Origin of the sequence: Salegentibacter agarivorans (assembly GCF_900113135.1) — a bacterium.
In the GTDB taxonomy this organism is placed as follows: domain Bacteria; phylum Bacteroidota; class Bacteroidia; order Flavobacteriales; family Flavobacteriaceae; genus Salegentibacter; species Salegentibacter agarivorans.
The window spans coordinates 52,894-68,483 of sequence record NZ_FOOH01000004.1; the positions used below are offsets into that span (position 1 = coordinate 52,894).

Here is a 15,590-nt window from a genome sequence, read left to right on the forward strand (position 1 = left end):
TGTAGTATATTTTTCGTGTCCTGTCAAGAAGAATTTCTTGAAGAGGTAAACCCTAATGAAATTTCAACAGCAAGTTTCTGGAAAAACAACGCAGATTTAGAATCTGGATTGAACGCTGTTTACAATGGATTAGCGAATACAAACCTCACCAATTTAAGAGCAGGTTATAACAGATCAGACCTAACGTGGCCAGGTTTTGGTAGACCCAATACTGATGATCCTTTCTACACGCACTCATTTAATGATGCCACCCCAGACCTAAATCGAAAATGGGAAGCTTTATATGTTGGTATATTCCGTGCTAATCAAGTAATCGAAAACGGGCAAAGACTTATTGACTCCTATAGCGATGAAGAACAGATGGCTGCAGCAAATGTTATGGTTGCTCAAGCTAGATTTTTGAGAGGATTATTCTATTTCTACTTGTATACTACGTATAATGATGGTAGTGTTCCTCTAATTGATTTTGTACCTAAAAGTGAAGAAGAGTTCTTTCAACCACTTACCCCAGCGGAAGAAATCAGAAGTTTTTATTTAGCTGATTTGGAATTTGCATATGAAAACCTTCCTCCTACCTGGACAGAAAATATAAATACAGGTAAAGTGGATGCAGCAGCAGCAGCAGCAGTTCTGGGAAAAAGTTATTTGTACGAAGAGAACTACGAACAAGCAAACGTTTATTTTGAAGACGTGTTAACCAATGGCGATTATGGACTGTCTCTAGTTTCTAACATAGGCCTGAACTTTTCTCTTGCTGGAGAATTCAATTCAGAATCTATCTTGGAGATCAGCTATAATGCAGATTTCAAACCTGAATTATCACCTTATGCCCCGCAACAGGTTTCCAATAATTACGGCAGATTGTTTGCTCCAACTCCTCATGGAGGCTTTCGTGCTGTGTTGCCAAGCGCCTGGATTAACATCGCCTATAAAAACGATCCAATAGATACGAGTGACCCTCGGAATTATATTGAAGTCACCTCTACAGATGCTAACGGCAATGAAGTAGTCTCTACAGAATTAAGAAAATACTCCCTTAGAACATCAGCATCTATTGCTCTTATCGATGATCTAAGTACCGACTACTATAATGAACCTCCATATGCTGCTGTATTTAACAATAATGAGCCGGGATATTGGAAAAAACACACCAACTGGCGCACAGTTTCTACTGAGGTAGAGCTAGGTCCAAACAATTCCGGAATCAATTTTAGACTTATACGACTAGCCGATGTCTATCTAATGTCTGCAGAATGTCTAATAAAGGGCGGAACTGATAACAGTGGAGTTGACGCCGCTATGGAATTAATCAATGAAGTTCGTCATCGCTCTGCTTTACAACTAATTGGGATGAAAGGAACTGGACAATACCCCGAAGCAGATCACGATGGTGAGTCTTATGACGCCCAAAAATTAATGGACCATTTAATGTTCGTGGAAAGACCCCTGGAACTTGCTATGGAGGGTCATGAAATTCGATTTCTCGACTTAAGACGCTGGGGTATTGTAAAAGAACGTTTTGAAGATCTTGCAACCAGGGCTTATTACGGTACTAATTACCCATATATCGATGACGAAGGTTTACAAAAAAATGCTTGGGGATCAGTACTTTTGGTCGGAGAACATCCAGAGGGTCTTTTCACATACAGGGATTATCAACAGGCTGCTCAAAATTATATTCCATCAGAGCACGCATATTATCCTATTCCTAATTCAGAAACAATTGCCAATCCCAATTTTTAAAAGAAAACGAGATGAAAAAATATATGAAGTACATACTATTACTAGTGAGCCTACCTGTTCTTGTATTATCATGTGAACCTGAAGAATACGATATTCCTAATGAATTTTCTGATGCAATGGTTTATACAAGTCAATTTCGTAACGAAGAGTTTAAAATCGGTATAAATGATTTTATCACCTTTTCAGATCTTTCTCAAAATGCCATCGAACACACCTGGACAATCGAGGAAGGCAGTTTTTTTCTAGACGGAGATATTAGCCGCCAAGATACTATTTACGATGAATATATTGTGAATCCGGGATCTACGCAAACTACGGATAAAACAGCTCACGTATTATTTACTAAAAGTGGCTTTTCGAATGTAAGATTGTATAACGTGTTTAAAGATTCCGTAGCTATTAAAGGTAAAAATGACACCTTAGTTGCAGTAAGAGAAAGTGAAAATCGATGGGTGATTGACACCACATTTCGAGTTGAGGTTTATGATACTATTGTACCTAAAATTTTGGTTAGACAGGATGGAATAGTCTTAAATCATGAATCTGATACCATAACTGTAGAAGCTGGTTCTGCATTAGAATTCGTTGATCTTACTACAGTAGGAAGACCTGATACAAGGATGTGGACTATAGCCGGAGAAACAAGCACCGATTCTGTAGCAACTATTCAACTTAACCGATTGGGTGAATTCAATGGTTCACTTCGAGTTAGCAGACAGGAAGAAAATATTCCGCCGGATAGTGATTTCTATCGCATCCCCACTATCTTTAAAGTAATACCTTCCTCAGAACCGTTTATAGTGTCCGGGGAAATAATGGAATCAGAAGACCAGACGATTCAGATTTCAGTTAATGGAGAATTAGCCAACTTTGCAGATCAGGAAGAGTTTTTTACTGTTAAAGTGAATGGTGAACAATATAACATATCTGCAATTTCTATAAACCAAAGCGATGCAACGCAAATAAGTATTAAACTAGTAGATCCTATTTACAGAGATGATGTAGTGGAGGTATCTTATACGGGTAGTGATATTACTTCCACAGACTCAAGAGTTTTACAGGATTTTACAGACTTACAGGTTTCAATGAATCAGCACGAAGTTGCTCTATTTACTTTCGAAGAAAATGGAAATAACTGGACCCTTCACGAAACTAATAAAGATGATTCTTCAATTTCTATTTCTACTGAACAGGCGGCGAGTGGTCCAAATAGTTTAAAGGTAGAATCAGGATCTTCAGGAAACTGGACGGCTTTTGAAAATTTAGTAGATCAATTTTCACTGATCCCTGATCAAAAGGTGCAATATGAATACAAGGTGTACAAAACGGCAGGAGTAAATATTCCTTTTATAGCACCATGGATAGCGCAAGATGGGGAAACAGGAGGAAGTAATTCTACTCAATACTGGCACAACGACATAGCTTCAGCACCAGCAGGAGAATGGGTGACAATTAGGCCAGCAAAAACCTGGTCGCCGGGATCAAGCGCAGATAACCTAAATGCTTTCATAAGACATAGCGGTGTCGGTACTATTTATTTTGATGATGTTCGGATCATAGAAGTAGATGAAAGACCTTAACAATACCATGAATTGGTTAAAATAGTTCCGCTTTTAATATATAGTGGGACTATTTTAATTTTTCCGGCTTAACCAGGTTAATAAACCTAAAAAGACAAGTTTATTATGAAATATTGCTCTAAAGTTGAAATTTACATTATCCTTATTATTTCCTTTTTATTTTATTCCTGTAATTCTAATAGGGGAAATAAAGAAGAAAACAATCAGAAAAACGATACCATTTCAAGTCCCAATGTGATTATAGTGTATATGGATGATTTGGGATATGGTGATGTAGGAGCCTATGGCGCTACCTCTATAGAAACTCCAAATTTTGACAAGCTTGTAGAAGGCGGAATGCGTTTCACCAATGCCTATGCCACATCAGCCACCTGTACTCCAAGTAGATTTGGAATATTGACCGGCACCTATCCCTGGCGTAATGAAAATGCAAAAATACTTCCAGGCACCGCTCCCCTTCTTATCGACACCACCCAGACAACCATCCCAAAAATGCTAAAAAAAGAAGGATATCATACTGGCATTGTAGGAAAATGGCATTTAGGACTGGGGAATGGAAATGTAAATTGGAATAAGGATATATCTCCTGGTCCCAATGAAGTAGGCTTCGATTATAGTTTTATTATGGCAGCTACCCAGGATAGAGTTCCTACAGTCTATATAAAAAACGGTAAAGTTGTTGGCTTAGATCCGGAGGACCCCATTCAGGTTGATTATCAAAAGAATTTTGAAGGAGAACCTACCGGGAAAGATAATCCCGAATTATTAAAAATGAAATGGCACCATGGCCATAACAACAGTATTGTAAATGGCATCCCAAGAATTGGATATATGCAAGGTGGCGAGAAAGCAAAATGGGATGACGAAAAAATGGCTGATACCTTTTTAGAGGAAGCACAACAATATATTAAAAGGAACAAAAAAAGACCGTTTTTCCTCTATTATGCTTTGCAACAACCTCATGTGCCCAGGACTCCAAGCCCCAGGTTTGTGGGCTCATCGGGAATGGGACCGCGTGGGGATGTTATTGTTGAAGCCGATTGGTGTGTTGGCGAACTGCTAAAAACTTTGGAGGATGAAGGTCTTTCTGAAAACACGCTCATTATTTTTTCCAGCGATAATGGCCCTGTACTTAATGATGGTTATTATGACCAGGCGGTCGAAAAATTAGGAGACCACGATCCTGCCGGCGGATTAAGGGGAGGAAAATATAGTTTATTTGAAGCTGGGACACGTGTTCCTTTTATTACCTACTGGAAAGGAAAAATAAAGCCCGGGGCTTCTGATGCACTCGTCTCCCAGGTAGATTTATACGCTTCGTTAGCCTCTTTGGTAAATAGTCCTAAAGATAGCAAGGATAGTCAAAATTTACTAGATGTTTTATTGGGAAAAACTGAAGATGGCCGTGAAAAATTAATCCTTGAAGCCAATGGCAAAACAGCTTTGCGAGAAGGTGATTGGATTTTGATCCCTCCTTACGAAGGCCCGTCGGTAAATACCCAGGTAAATATTGAATTAGGGAATGCTTCAGATTATCAATTGTATAATTTAAAAGAAGATGCTGGCCAGCAAAACAACTTGGTCAAAAAGAATCCTCAAAGACTAGAAGAAATGATTGCTTCCTATGAAGCCCTTAGAGGGAATGAAAATAGACAGACCAGTAAGCTGGAACTAAAATAAGGTAAATAGTAACCTGAGTTGCATCCAATTTTATTGCAGTTTACAGACCGTCAGTTCGAATATTTTTCAACTAAAATTGTATCGAGAACAGGTCTTTGAGCGAAAATCATTGTTCTCGAGATAAAATTCTATCAGAATTCAAATCGCACAAGTGGGATTTTCTTAAATCAAAAGCAGATTAATACATTTTAAAATAAGGTATCTCTTATTAAACTAAAAAGATGAACATACTTCAAAAAGCGAGCTTTCTAATTGTATGTATATGGATGCTCCTGCCAGGTCGAATTGATGCTCAAAATATTTCAGGTGAACTGAAAAAATGGCATAAAATAACTCTAGATTTTAAGGGCCCTGAAACATCTGAAGATGATGTAATTAACCCTTTTTTAAACTACAGGCTCAATGTTACTTTCACCCATAAAGAAACGGGCAAATCATATCTCATACCCGGTTATTTTGCGGCTGATGGTAATGCAGCTAATTCGGGAGCAAATTCCGGAAATATCTGGAGAGTACATTTTGCACCAGATGAAACCGGTGAGTGGAACTATAAGGTAGATTTCAAAAAAGGAAAATGGGCAGCTATACGATCCTATAAAAAATTTGATAGCGCCGGTTTTATGGATGAAAAAACAGGTGGTTTTGATGTTGGAGAAAGCGATAAATCCGGTAGGGATTTTCGTGGAAAAGGCCGATTGCAATACATTGACGAGCGTTATTTGCAATTTGCCGGAAACGGGGAGTATTTTTTGAAATGTGGTGCAGATGCCCCAGAAAATTTTCTTGCGTATGACGAATTTGATGGCACCTTTCACAATGATGGCCATAAAGATGACCTTGTTAAAACCTGGGAAGCCCACGAAAAAGACTGGCAAACCGGCGATCCTGTATGGCAGAACAACAAAGGAAAGGATATTGTTGGAGCTATGAATTATTTAGCTTCAAAAGGAATGAACGCTGTTTCTTTTTTAACCATGAATATTGAAGGGGACGACCAAAACGTGTTTCCCTATGTAGATTATGACACCTACGACCGTTTTGACTGCTCCAAGCTGGACCAATGGGAAATACTCTTTGAACACGCAGATAAAATAGGCCTCTTTCTCCATTTTAAAACTATGGAAGTGGAAAACCAGGGATTGCTTGATAATGGTGGCGTTGGATTATTCACTAAACTTTATTACCGTGAACTAATAGCGCGTTTTGGCCACCATCTCGCCTTAAACTGGAACTTATGTGAAGAAAATGGTGACTGGGTAAAAGAAACTAAAACATTTCCACTGGAAAGTGCAGATTATATTGCCCTTGCCGATTATGTTGCCTCTACCGATACGTACAATCACCATATCGTGATCCATAACGGGGAATGGTTTGATGAATATTACGGGGACAAGCCCAAAATTACAGGGGCTTCCCTGCAAACCAATAAACCAGATTTCAGGAATGTACATAAGCAAGTAAAAAATGTATTGAAAGCTTCTGAAGAAAATGGAAAAATATGGGCGGTTGCCTGTGATGAACCTGGTGATGCGCAACATTCGCTACTTCCAGATGCCGAAGACCCCAACCACGATGATGCACGTAAAAATGGACTATGGGGCGCCATGATGGCCGGGGCCTGGGGCACGGAATGGTATTTTGGTTATGCCCATCCCCATTCCGATCTTACCGCGCAAGACTACCGTTCCCGTGATTTTTTCTGGGATCAGGGAAAAATATGCCTTGATTTTTTTAATAAAAATAATATCCATTTTTGGGATATGGAGCCACTTGACCATTTGATTTCTTCCGAAGAGGATTATGTGCTGGCCAACCCCGGAACCTCATATGTAGTTTATCTAAAAAACGGAGGAAACTCATCCCTCAATTTTGAAGAAAATGAAGGAAATTATAAAGTATTATGGTATAACCCACGTAAAGGAGGAAAGCTAGAACAAGGAAGTGTTAAAAGGATCCAAGGACAGGGAAAACAGTCTTTAGGTATTCCACCTAATGACATAGGAAAAGATTGGGTCGCATTGATAACCAAAAACCAAGATTAATCGCCAATTCAATAAAATGTACAAATTATGGCAACAGCGGATTTTATATTTAAGTAAGCCTTCCCGAAGAAAATAAAATGCAAATCTCTACCACATCGAAAATTTTGAATTATGAAGAACATTCTTAACACTATTTTTAAAACCGCACTGTTTATTGCTACCCTACTAGTAATATCCTGCGATGATAAAAAACAAAAAGAGAATGAGAATGAACAACATTCAGGTACCCTAAAAAAATACGAGCCTACCTGGGAATCCCTTAAAGAACATGAAACACCCGAATGGTTTCGTGATGCGAAATTTGGCATTTATTGCCATTGGGGTCCCTATTCGGTTCCTGCCTATAAAAATGAATGGTACTCGCACAACATGTACATTGAAGGAAATGATGTTCGGGAGCACCATGAAAAAACTTACGGCCCACTTGATGAATTTGGCTATAAAGACTTTATTCCCATGTTTACCGCTGAAAAGTTCGATGCCAATGAATGGGCCAAATTATTTAAGGATGCAGGCGCCAAATTTGGTGGGCCCGTAAGTGAACATGCAGATGGTTTTGCCATGTGGGATAGCGATTTGACGGAATGGGATGCCATGGATAAAGGCCCCAAACGAGATATTGTAGGAGAAATGGCCGAAGCCCTGCGGAAGCAAAACCTAAAATTCATCGCTACCTACCACCGGCACTGGTTATATGCCTGGTACCCTACCTGGGATGAAAACACCGATGCTTCAAATTCAAAATACAGCGGACTTTATGGCCCAAAGGTCCCGGAAGGCACCTTTGTGATGGCAGAAAAACCCACCACTCCCCTTCCCGATAACGAATTCAACAAAGAATGGCTGGACAGGCTAAAAGAAATTGTAGATAAATATGAACCAGACCTTGTATGGTTTGACAATAAAATGGATATTATTGACGAGGATACAAGGAAACAGTTTTTAAAATACTATTACAATGCCGGGCTAAGGCAAAACAGAGAAGTAGTAGCCACTTATAAATTTACTGATTTTGTTGAAGGATCTGCGGTCCTGGACGTAGAGCGCTCGAGAATGAGCGAGGGAAAAGACTTTCCCTGGCTTACCGATGATTCCATAGACTGGAAGTCCTGGAGCCATATAGAAAATCCAGATTACAAATCTGCAAATAGGCTTATTGATGTGCTAGTGGATATAGTTAGTAAAAATGGAAACCTCTTGCTCAACATCACTCCAAAAGCTAATGGTGAAATACCTCAACCTGTTAAAGACCGGCTTTTGGATATGGGTGCATGGTTAGAGACAAACGGAGAAGCTATTTACGGAACGCGACCGTGGAAGATTTATGGAGAAGGCCCCACCCAGGTAGTAGAAGGGCACCTTAGTGAAGACCTCAATAAGGAAAATACTGAAAAAGATATACGTTATACCACGAAAGATGAGATCCTTTACGCGATTACTCTGGGATGGCCAAAAAGTAAGTTGTTATTCCCTGCCTTGGCAAAAAGTAAAGGCTATTATGACAAAGAGGTCACTTCGGTAAAATTGTTGGGCAGTGAACTCAACCTGGATTGGGAAATGACCGAAGAAGGCTTGGCTGTTCAACTTCCTAAGCAAAAGCAGGGAAAGCATGCATTTGTGTTTAAAATTGAGGGAAAATAAAATTTAAGCCAGGGATAAGAAAAAAATTAAACGTATGAAGCGAATAGAAGTAATATCAGTTCTAGTGATTTTTTTATTCTGCGTTTCCTGTGGGTCTAAAACCAACTCCGGTAATAAAGATTGGCAACCGATTTTTAACGGTACAAATCTTAATGATTGGATTGTAAAGATCCATCATCATGAAGTGGGGGATAATTATGCCAATACCTTCAGGGTAAAAAATGGTGCCATACAGGTTAATTATGATGGCTATACCGACTTTAATGAACGTTACGGACATTTGTTTTATAAAGAACCATTTTCCTCTTATCACTTAAAGTTTAAATATCGCTTTACCGATCAGTGGCTCAGCGATGCACCGGAATACACCTATAGAAACAGTGGAGTCATGTTTCATTCCCAGGCTCCTGAAACTATCTTAAAGGAACAGGATTGGCCAATTTCCATAGAATATCAAATGCTTTCCGAAGCTGAAGAAGGCATACCAAGGCCCACCGGGAATATGTGCTCCCCAGGCACCGAAGTTTTATATAATGGTAAAATGGATCCACGGCACTGCATTCAATCCTCTTCTAAAACCTATAAATGGAACGAATGGGTAGATGCCGAACTTATTGTTTATAAGGACTCTCTGATCGTCCATAAAATTAATGGACAGGAAGTTTTAAATTACACCAAACCCCAAATTGGAGGTGGTGTGGCAAACGGATTTGATTCCGCCTATAAAACAGATGGAAAAACCCTTAAAAAAGGTTATATAGGCTTGCAAGCCGAAGGCCAGGGTGTAGAATTTAAGGATATCAGGATTAAAAAACTGGAATGATATAATAGGCCTATCAAGCCTTTATAAAAATAAAAAGACCCTGTTCTATCGACACAAGGTCATTTTTAAACTATTGGCTACTCAAATAATACTATCTTTTTACTATTAAGCTTCTTGTTAAAGTTTGAACTTTTATAAAGCCCGTCCTATAAAACGTCTTTCCTCCTATTAATATCAAGCATCCCCGAAGCATCAATCTTTTTCTGGGAAATGATATTTTCGCTTAAATCGACTATACTCAACTGCGCCTTTCTAAAATCTTTAGAAAGGCGCAGGTTCATGTCCTGTTCAATGAATCAAATAGATTTTGAACTCACTTTCTGAAACTAAAATTTCCGAGTCCGAGATTTCGATTTTAACCCTCTTATTTTATCCTTTGTAGAATAAACCCATTCAGCCACATATCCCCTTTTTCATCTAAATTTCTGAAAGATATGATTACGTCAGCCTTACCATTGCTGTCAAAATAATTTTTGATCGAAAGCGGACGACGTTCCCCAGTACTATTATGCTCATAATAATCTACGATATGGTCATCAGCTTTTTTCACAACACTCCCCAAAGCATGCTTTACTTCTACTTCAATGTTATTGGTCAATTTTACGTTTTCCCTCCTGGTATGGTGAAAACTCTCTAATACATATTTTCCTTGTGGCAAGCCGGAAATATTCAATTTCAACTCTCCTTCCTCAGAATAAACGCCATCTGTACCCATGAAACTTAAATCCCCAAGCATGGACGCGTCATTCCCAAACCAGTTGATCTTTCCTGCTCCACTAACTTCTAATTTTACATCTTCAAATCCTTTTAATTTGAACTGAAGTTCTTTATTGGAACTACCGGTCCATTCCTGCCATTCATGCTGCACCAATTGCTTATCGCCTCCTATATCTATTTTTACAATAGGAAAATCGTAGATAGGCTGAGCGGTACGGATTATTTCATCGGGATTAAAATTTTTGGTGGTAATAGAAGTTTCACCCCCTTTTAAGCCTTCGGAAGAAGCAGTTATTTCAATTTTTCCTGCTTTAGTTGTAGGTCGAACATAAATAGAAGCCACACCATTATATAATCTAGCCGGATTGGCATCAATTTGGCCATTATCAACAAACTCGCCTTCACCAGAAATATTAAATTTAATCTTATTTTCAGCTGAAGTTACCACTTCACCATTTTTATCCATTACATAAGCATGTACCAACCGCAAATCAGACCCACCAGCATAAAAAGCTTGCCCTTTTACATTACTGAACTTCACATCAATCTCAAATGGTTCTGCCTGTTTATTCCTAATATGTTCCCCGGTCTTTTCACCATTGATAAATGCTTCTGCTTTTAGTTCCCCATCCCTCCAGTTATAATTGAACGTAAAAGAGGGATGGTTTAAATTTACTTTTTCAGGGACATTATCCGGAAGTTGACGTGCAATCAAGGAATCATTGTGATAAAGGGCCACTTCACTTGCATTACTAAAAACCCGAATTTTGCCATTTTTTGAAGCCGTCTCATCGGCTATATGCACTATAGGTTTTGGCACAAGTTCCGATTGATACCAATAATACACAGGTTTAGGAACCCTATATGCACTTAACACAGCATAGGTAGTCATAAAGTCACGCGACCACCGGCTATCAACTATATCTGGTTGTAAATGGTTATAATCGGCTCCCAGCCAACCAATGGTGGCAATATTTTGTTTACTCGCTTTATATCTTGAGATATGGAACTGATTTACCTCTGCATTGGCTGAACTACCATGCTCCATAACCATAGTAAAATCACTTTCGGGCCACTCGGTACGGCGGTAGTCCATCGTCGCATGCACATCGGTAATTCCGGCATTCTTTACCCCATTCCAGGGACTTGACGCTGAAGCCGTTAACCGGAAAGGATCTTCTTCTTTAGCAATATATTGCATCTGTGGTACCGGGCCACGATGGTTAATGCCTGCTCCCCAGAATACTATGGAAGGATGGTTGCGATGGTTTCTGATCATTGTGCGTGTGGCTTTTCCAAGTTTGGAAAACCATTCTTCTCCACCCCACTCTATCCAGGTAGAAGGTTCTTCATACACCAAAAGACCAAGCTCGTCACACGCCTCCAAAAAAGCATCGTCCTGCGTATAATGAGATAGGCGGATAATGTTCATCCCGGCCTGTTTATACTGTAAAGCTTCCTGGTAGTGCAAAGCATCTGGTACCGCATCGCCGATATTGGGAAAATTCTGGTGCCGGTTTACGCCGATTAGAAAAATGGGTTCACCGTTCAAAACAAAACCTTTCCCTTCAACTAATTTAAACGTTCGGAACCCGAAGCGATTCTCTACAAAATCCACCGATTCTTCACCTTCATAAACGATTGAATTAACCCGATATAAATAAGGGGAATCCGGTGACCATAGATGGAAATCATCTTCGATCCCGGTTGTTTGATAAAAAGTGTGTGTGGTATTTTCCGGCACTATCACCTCATCTTGAAGCTTTTTAATAACATAACCCTTGCTATTAATGATCCTTGTTTGGATTTTTGCTTTTTTAGGAACATCATATTCATTGGCCACGGTGGTTTCGATTGAAACCGTGCCATTAGTGCTATTTACAGTAGGAGTGGTAATATGCACCCCAGCTTTATAATCTTCCCAATTAAAATTTACGTGAAGCTTGTTGGTTTTTACCAGATAAACATCCCGGTAAAGCCCACCGAATTTCACATAATCTGTGCGATGGGGATCTGGGGCTATGCTTTTATCATAACTGTTATCAGCTTTGATGGCAATCAGGTTTTCCTGGCCTGGTTTTACATATTCGGTAATATCAAAATGAAAAGGCACGTAGCCGTTTATTTTAAAACTGCCTGCTTTTTCCCCGTTTACCCAAATTTCTGTGGCATTATGCACGCCCTCAAATTCGATAAAAACCTTTTCATCAGGTTCGGCATCTATGTTTATACTTTTCCGATACCAGCCAAAATCCCTTAAATACTTTTCTTGCACCCAGGTTTCTTTTATACTATCCAGTTCATACGAAACTAGTTGCATAGTATGTGGCACCGAAATTTTTTTCCATTCAGAATCATTGAAATTGGAATCCCATGGTCTTCCAGAAACGTCGCCCAAATGGAATTTCCAGTCGTTGTTTATATTGATTTTACTTCTATTGGTCTCTGGAAAACCATCAGGTAACTTAGAAGTTTGAGACCACAATCCTGAAACGCTTAGGATTGATATAAAGAGTAATGGTGTTAGCTTCATTATCTTAATTTTTAAACTATAATATTTTTTCTAATTATTCCATTTTCCAAATCCTGAAATATTTTACATGGTACTCCCCATCAAGCCGTTTATCATCAGGCAGGGCGCCAAACCATTTATTAGATTCACAATTAAAATTAACCTCAAGAGGTTGGTGCCAATGTGTGTTTTCGGCTTCCCTGAATAAAATTCCGTCTATATAAAACCGGATATGTTCTGGGGTCCATTCCAGCCCCCATACGTGGTAATCTTTTTGTAATTCTTCTGGAAAATAATATTTTTTTGTTCTGGAAAAGTGCTCTTTTACATCACCCTGTTCTGGTGGTGATCTAAATACATGGAGATTTGAATTCAAGTCATGCCGATTATATTTCACACCTGGGGCATTTTCACAAATATCGATTTCTGTCCACCAGTCCTTATCGACATTGGTCATCCAGAAACCGGATACCCAGGGTGCATCCATCAATTTTGCTTCCGCTTCAAAATAACCATATAGAAATTTAGACTTGCTTTTTATAAAACCTGTACTGTGAGTATATCCTTCTGGTAATATGGTATCTCCATGCTTATTCACACTAATAACCAGTTCACCCTCTTCCAGGTTTACATTGGAACCGTGAAAATAAGTGGGGGCACGGCCCTTCCATTTAGGGTTATTGGGATACCAACGCCCCTCGTCTAATTTGTCATCTTCAAATTCATCTGAATATTTTTCAATTAAATTCCAATTTTTTTCATTTGCCTGATCTGATAAGGGAAATTTATCATTCAGTCTGTGTACAACTCTTGCCAGATTTATACTGTCTTCATAATTCTTAGGCGGCATAGTTAAATCTTGTGCCGAAATATTTAGTGAACTAAAAATTAATACCAGACAAAAACCAATATTTTTAACCATATGAAAATTATTTATAATCCTAATAAAGCATGAGGTCCTGAAAATATTTTCTACTTTGCTATTTGTATATCGAGAAAAAGGAGAGATTGAATTCTCCTCAACCAAGACTTTCTTAAATGACCAAAAGCATTTTGTAAACTAACTTTAATCTTTTTGTACTTTATGGTACAAATGTTTTTATAACTATCTTAAATGGTTCCTGAAAATAACTCTAAAGGTTTATTGCTATTAATGCGGTAAACTATCAGTAGTTCCGCATTTCTAAACTAAACCCGAGACATATTTTGCTGAAATTTTAAGGTATAGATATTCATCTATATTGCCGGGGATACAAAGGATTCATTTTTGGCTTACTATTGTTAATTTTAGTTCAGTTAATGATTGTTTAGCAAAACTATATAAAGATTAAAACGTGCTAAAAAACATTTAAAAACTATATGGATCCCATATGGAACCATATGTATTAAGAAAGATGTATTTTTTAAAGGAGTTTTGTTAAACCTTATAAAAATGAAAATTTAAGAGATATTTCCAATTAACGGCGACATATAACACCCTTTAAAGACCAATAATATTAAAAGATTATGAAAAATATTATTCCACCATTGCCTCTTTCCATTCTTATGGTTTTCATCATAAACCTTAGCTTTAATACAAATGAAATATATGCGGAGGTGGCCAAGCCTACCACACTACCAGATTTGGGTTTCCCCAAAGCTTTTGAGATATATAATTTTAATAGCGAATTTCGAAGATTGACCGAGACTCAAACGTCAAAACCAATTAAACGAAAAATAAAAGTGCTTATAGTAGACGGGCAAAATAATCATGCCGCATGGCCAAAATCTACAATCATGATGAAACAATATTTGGAGGAAACCGGTTTGTTTATTGTAGACATCCTGCGCACGCAATATCTTTGGAAAGCGGATCGAGAAAAAGAATTTCTTTCTTTAGCCGGTGTGGGTGAAAAAGAAAATATGGAAAATCCAGAAGAAGATCCGGAATTTGCTCCAAAATTCCATAAATATGATGTGGTGGTTTCAAATTTTGGATGGAAGGCCGCAGCTTGGCCTAATGAAACTCAGGCAGCATTTGAGAAATTCATAAAAAAGGGAGGTGGGTTTGTTGCCGTTCATGCTGCGAACAACTCCTTCCCCAATTGGGAAGAATACAATAAAATGATAGGACTTGGAGGCTGGGGAGATAGGGACGAAAAAGATGGCCCTTATGTTTATTATACCGATAACGGACAACAGGTTAGAGACATTTCTAAAGGAAAAGCGGGAGCCCACGGTCCCCAACATAGTTTTCCTATTACTATACGCGATTCTGATCATCCCATTACGCATGGAATGCCAAAAGTATGGTTAACAGCAAAAAATGAATGCTATGCCAAATTACGTGGTCCAGCAGAAAATATGGTCATTTTAGCCACCGGAAAAGATGTTTCAGGAAAAGCACCTACAAATCGTCATGAACCTGTTTTTATGGTTATAAATTATAGAAAAGGCCGGATTTTCAATACCATACTTGGGCACGACATTCCTTCATTTGAGGGGGTTGGTTTTATCGTTTCGTTTACCCGGGGCGTGGAATGGGCAGCTACTGGAAAGGTTACCCAAGCAATTCCCAAAGACTTCCCCAAAGCCAGTAAATCGAAAAGCAGAACATTCCACTATGAATACTAAAAAAGCTATCCTTATCGCATAGCCATGTTCAGAGATTCTTTAGGCAAATACAATCAATACATACGTTAGTAAGATATTAATTCTTACGGAAGTGTTTTGAAATGGTGAAGTTTTTTCTGATATGCTTCGAAGATTTTTCGCGGAATTCTCTATCCTCATCTTTCCTGGATAGGACTGTATTTATATTCACGATACGTTTAAAAGTAAATTTATACTTACAATGCTATTCAAAAACTCTG

The 15,590-nt window shown here is 38.5% G+C and carries 9 protein-coding genes; 7 read left to right on the plus strand and 2 right to left on the minus strand.

The window, feature by feature from the left end; genetic code table 11:
- Positions 1-15 precede the first annotated feature (15 nt).
- The 6 genes from BM084_RS04485 (at position 16) to BM084_RS04510 (ending at position 9,509) form a co-directional block, all read left to right on the plus strand.
- A complete protein-coding gene (locus BM084_RS04485) occupies positions 16-1,743 on the plus strand; it encodes a RagB/SusD family nutrient uptake outer membrane protein (RefSeq protein ID WP_245764330.1) in 1,728 nt (575 codons plus the stop codon).
- Between the two features lie 11 nt (positions 1,744-1,754).
- The gene (locus BM084_RS04490) at positions 1,755-3,323 is read left to right on the plus strand and encodes a hypothetical protein (protein ID WP_245764331.1); all 1,569 of its coding nucleotides are present in this window, start codon (positions 1,755-1,757) and stop codon (positions 3,321-3,323) included.
- 105 nt (positions 3,324-3,428) lie between these two features.
- Positions 3,429-5,003, plus strand: coding sequence for a sulfatase family protein (locus BM084_RS04495; protein ID WP_093303081.1), 1,575 nt, complete (start codon positions 3,429-3,431; stop codon positions 5,001-5,003).
- A gap of 221 nt (positions 5,004-5,224) precedes the next feature.
- Positions 5,225-7,045 carry a DUF5060 domain-containing protein gene (locus tag BM084_RS04500; RefSeq protein ID WP_218152228.1) on the plus strand — a complete coding sequence of 607 codons (1,821 nt, stop codon included), beginning with the start codon at positions 5,225-5,227 and terminating at the stop codon, positions 7,043-7,045.
- Positions 7,046-7,156: 111 nt separating this feature from the next.
- Positions 7,157-8,686, plus strand: coding sequence for an alpha-L-fucosidase (locus BM084_RS04505; RefSeq protein ID WP_093303086.1), 1,530 nt, complete (start codon positions 7,157-7,159; stop codon positions 8,684-8,686).
- Between the two features lie 34 nt (positions 8,687-8,720).
- Entirely contained in the window at positions 8,721-9,509 is a 789-nt protein-coding gene (locus BM084_RS04510; protein WP_093303089.1) for a 3-keto-disaccharide hydrolase, read from the plus strand.
- Positions 9,510-9,873: 364 nt separating this feature from the next.
- On the opposite strand, the gene BM084_RS04515 is transcribed toward BM084_RS04510, so the two are convergent.
- Complete coding sequence (locus BM084_RS04515; protein WP_093303091.1) at positions 9,874-12,759, minus strand: glycoside hydrolase family 2 protein; 2,886 nt, start codon at positions 12,757-12,759, stop codon at positions 9,874-9,876.
- 34 nt (positions 12,760-12,793) lie between these two features.
- Entirely contained in the window at positions 12,794-13,660 is an 867-nt protein-coding gene (locus BM084_RS04520) for a family 16 glycosylhydrolase (protein ID WP_093303094.1), read from the minus strand.
- A 584-nt stretch (positions 13,661-14,244) separates the two neighbouring features.
- On the opposite strand from BM084_RS04520, the gene BM084_RS04525 reads away from it, so the two are divergent.
- Positions 14,245-15,351: a ThuA domain-containing protein gene (locus tag BM084_RS04525; RefSeq protein ID WP_245764332.1), complete on the plus strand. Its 1,107-nt coding sequence runs from the start codon at positions 14,245-14,247 to the stop codon at positions 15,349-15,351.
- Positions 15,352-15,590 lie beyond the last annotated feature (239 nt).

Coding starts and splice junctions, on each gene's coding strand:
- BM084_RS04495 (WP_093303081.1), top strand. CDS start 3,429: ATGAAATATTGCTCTAAAGTTGAAATTTACATTATCCTTATTATTTCC.
- BM084_RS04515 (WP_093303091.1), bottom strand. CDS start 12,759: ATGAAGCTAACACCATTACTCTTTATATCAATCCTAAGCGTTTCAGGA.
- BM084_RS04520 (WP_093303094.1), bottom strand. CDS start 13,660: ATGGTTAAAAATATTGGTTTTTGTCTGGTATTAATTTTTAGTTCACTA.
- BM084_RS04510 (WP_093303089.1), top strand. CDS start 8,721: ATGAAGCGAATAGAAGTAATATCAGTTCTAGTGATTTTTTTATTCTGC.
- BM084_RS04490 (WP_245764331.1), top strand. CDS start 1,755: ATGAAAAAATATATGAAGTACATACTATTACTAGTGAGCCTACCTGTT.
- BM084_RS04525 (WP_245764332.1), top strand. CDS start 14,245: ATGAAAAATATTATTCCACCATTGCCTCTTTCCATTCTTATGGTTTTC.
- BM084_RS04500 (WP_218152228.1), top strand. CDS start 5,225: ATGAACATACTTCAAAAAGCGAGCTTTCTAATTGTATGTATATGGATG.
- BM084_RS04505 (WP_093303086.1), top strand. CDS start 7,157: ATGAAGAACATTCTTAACACTATTTTTAAAACCGCACTGTTTATTGCT.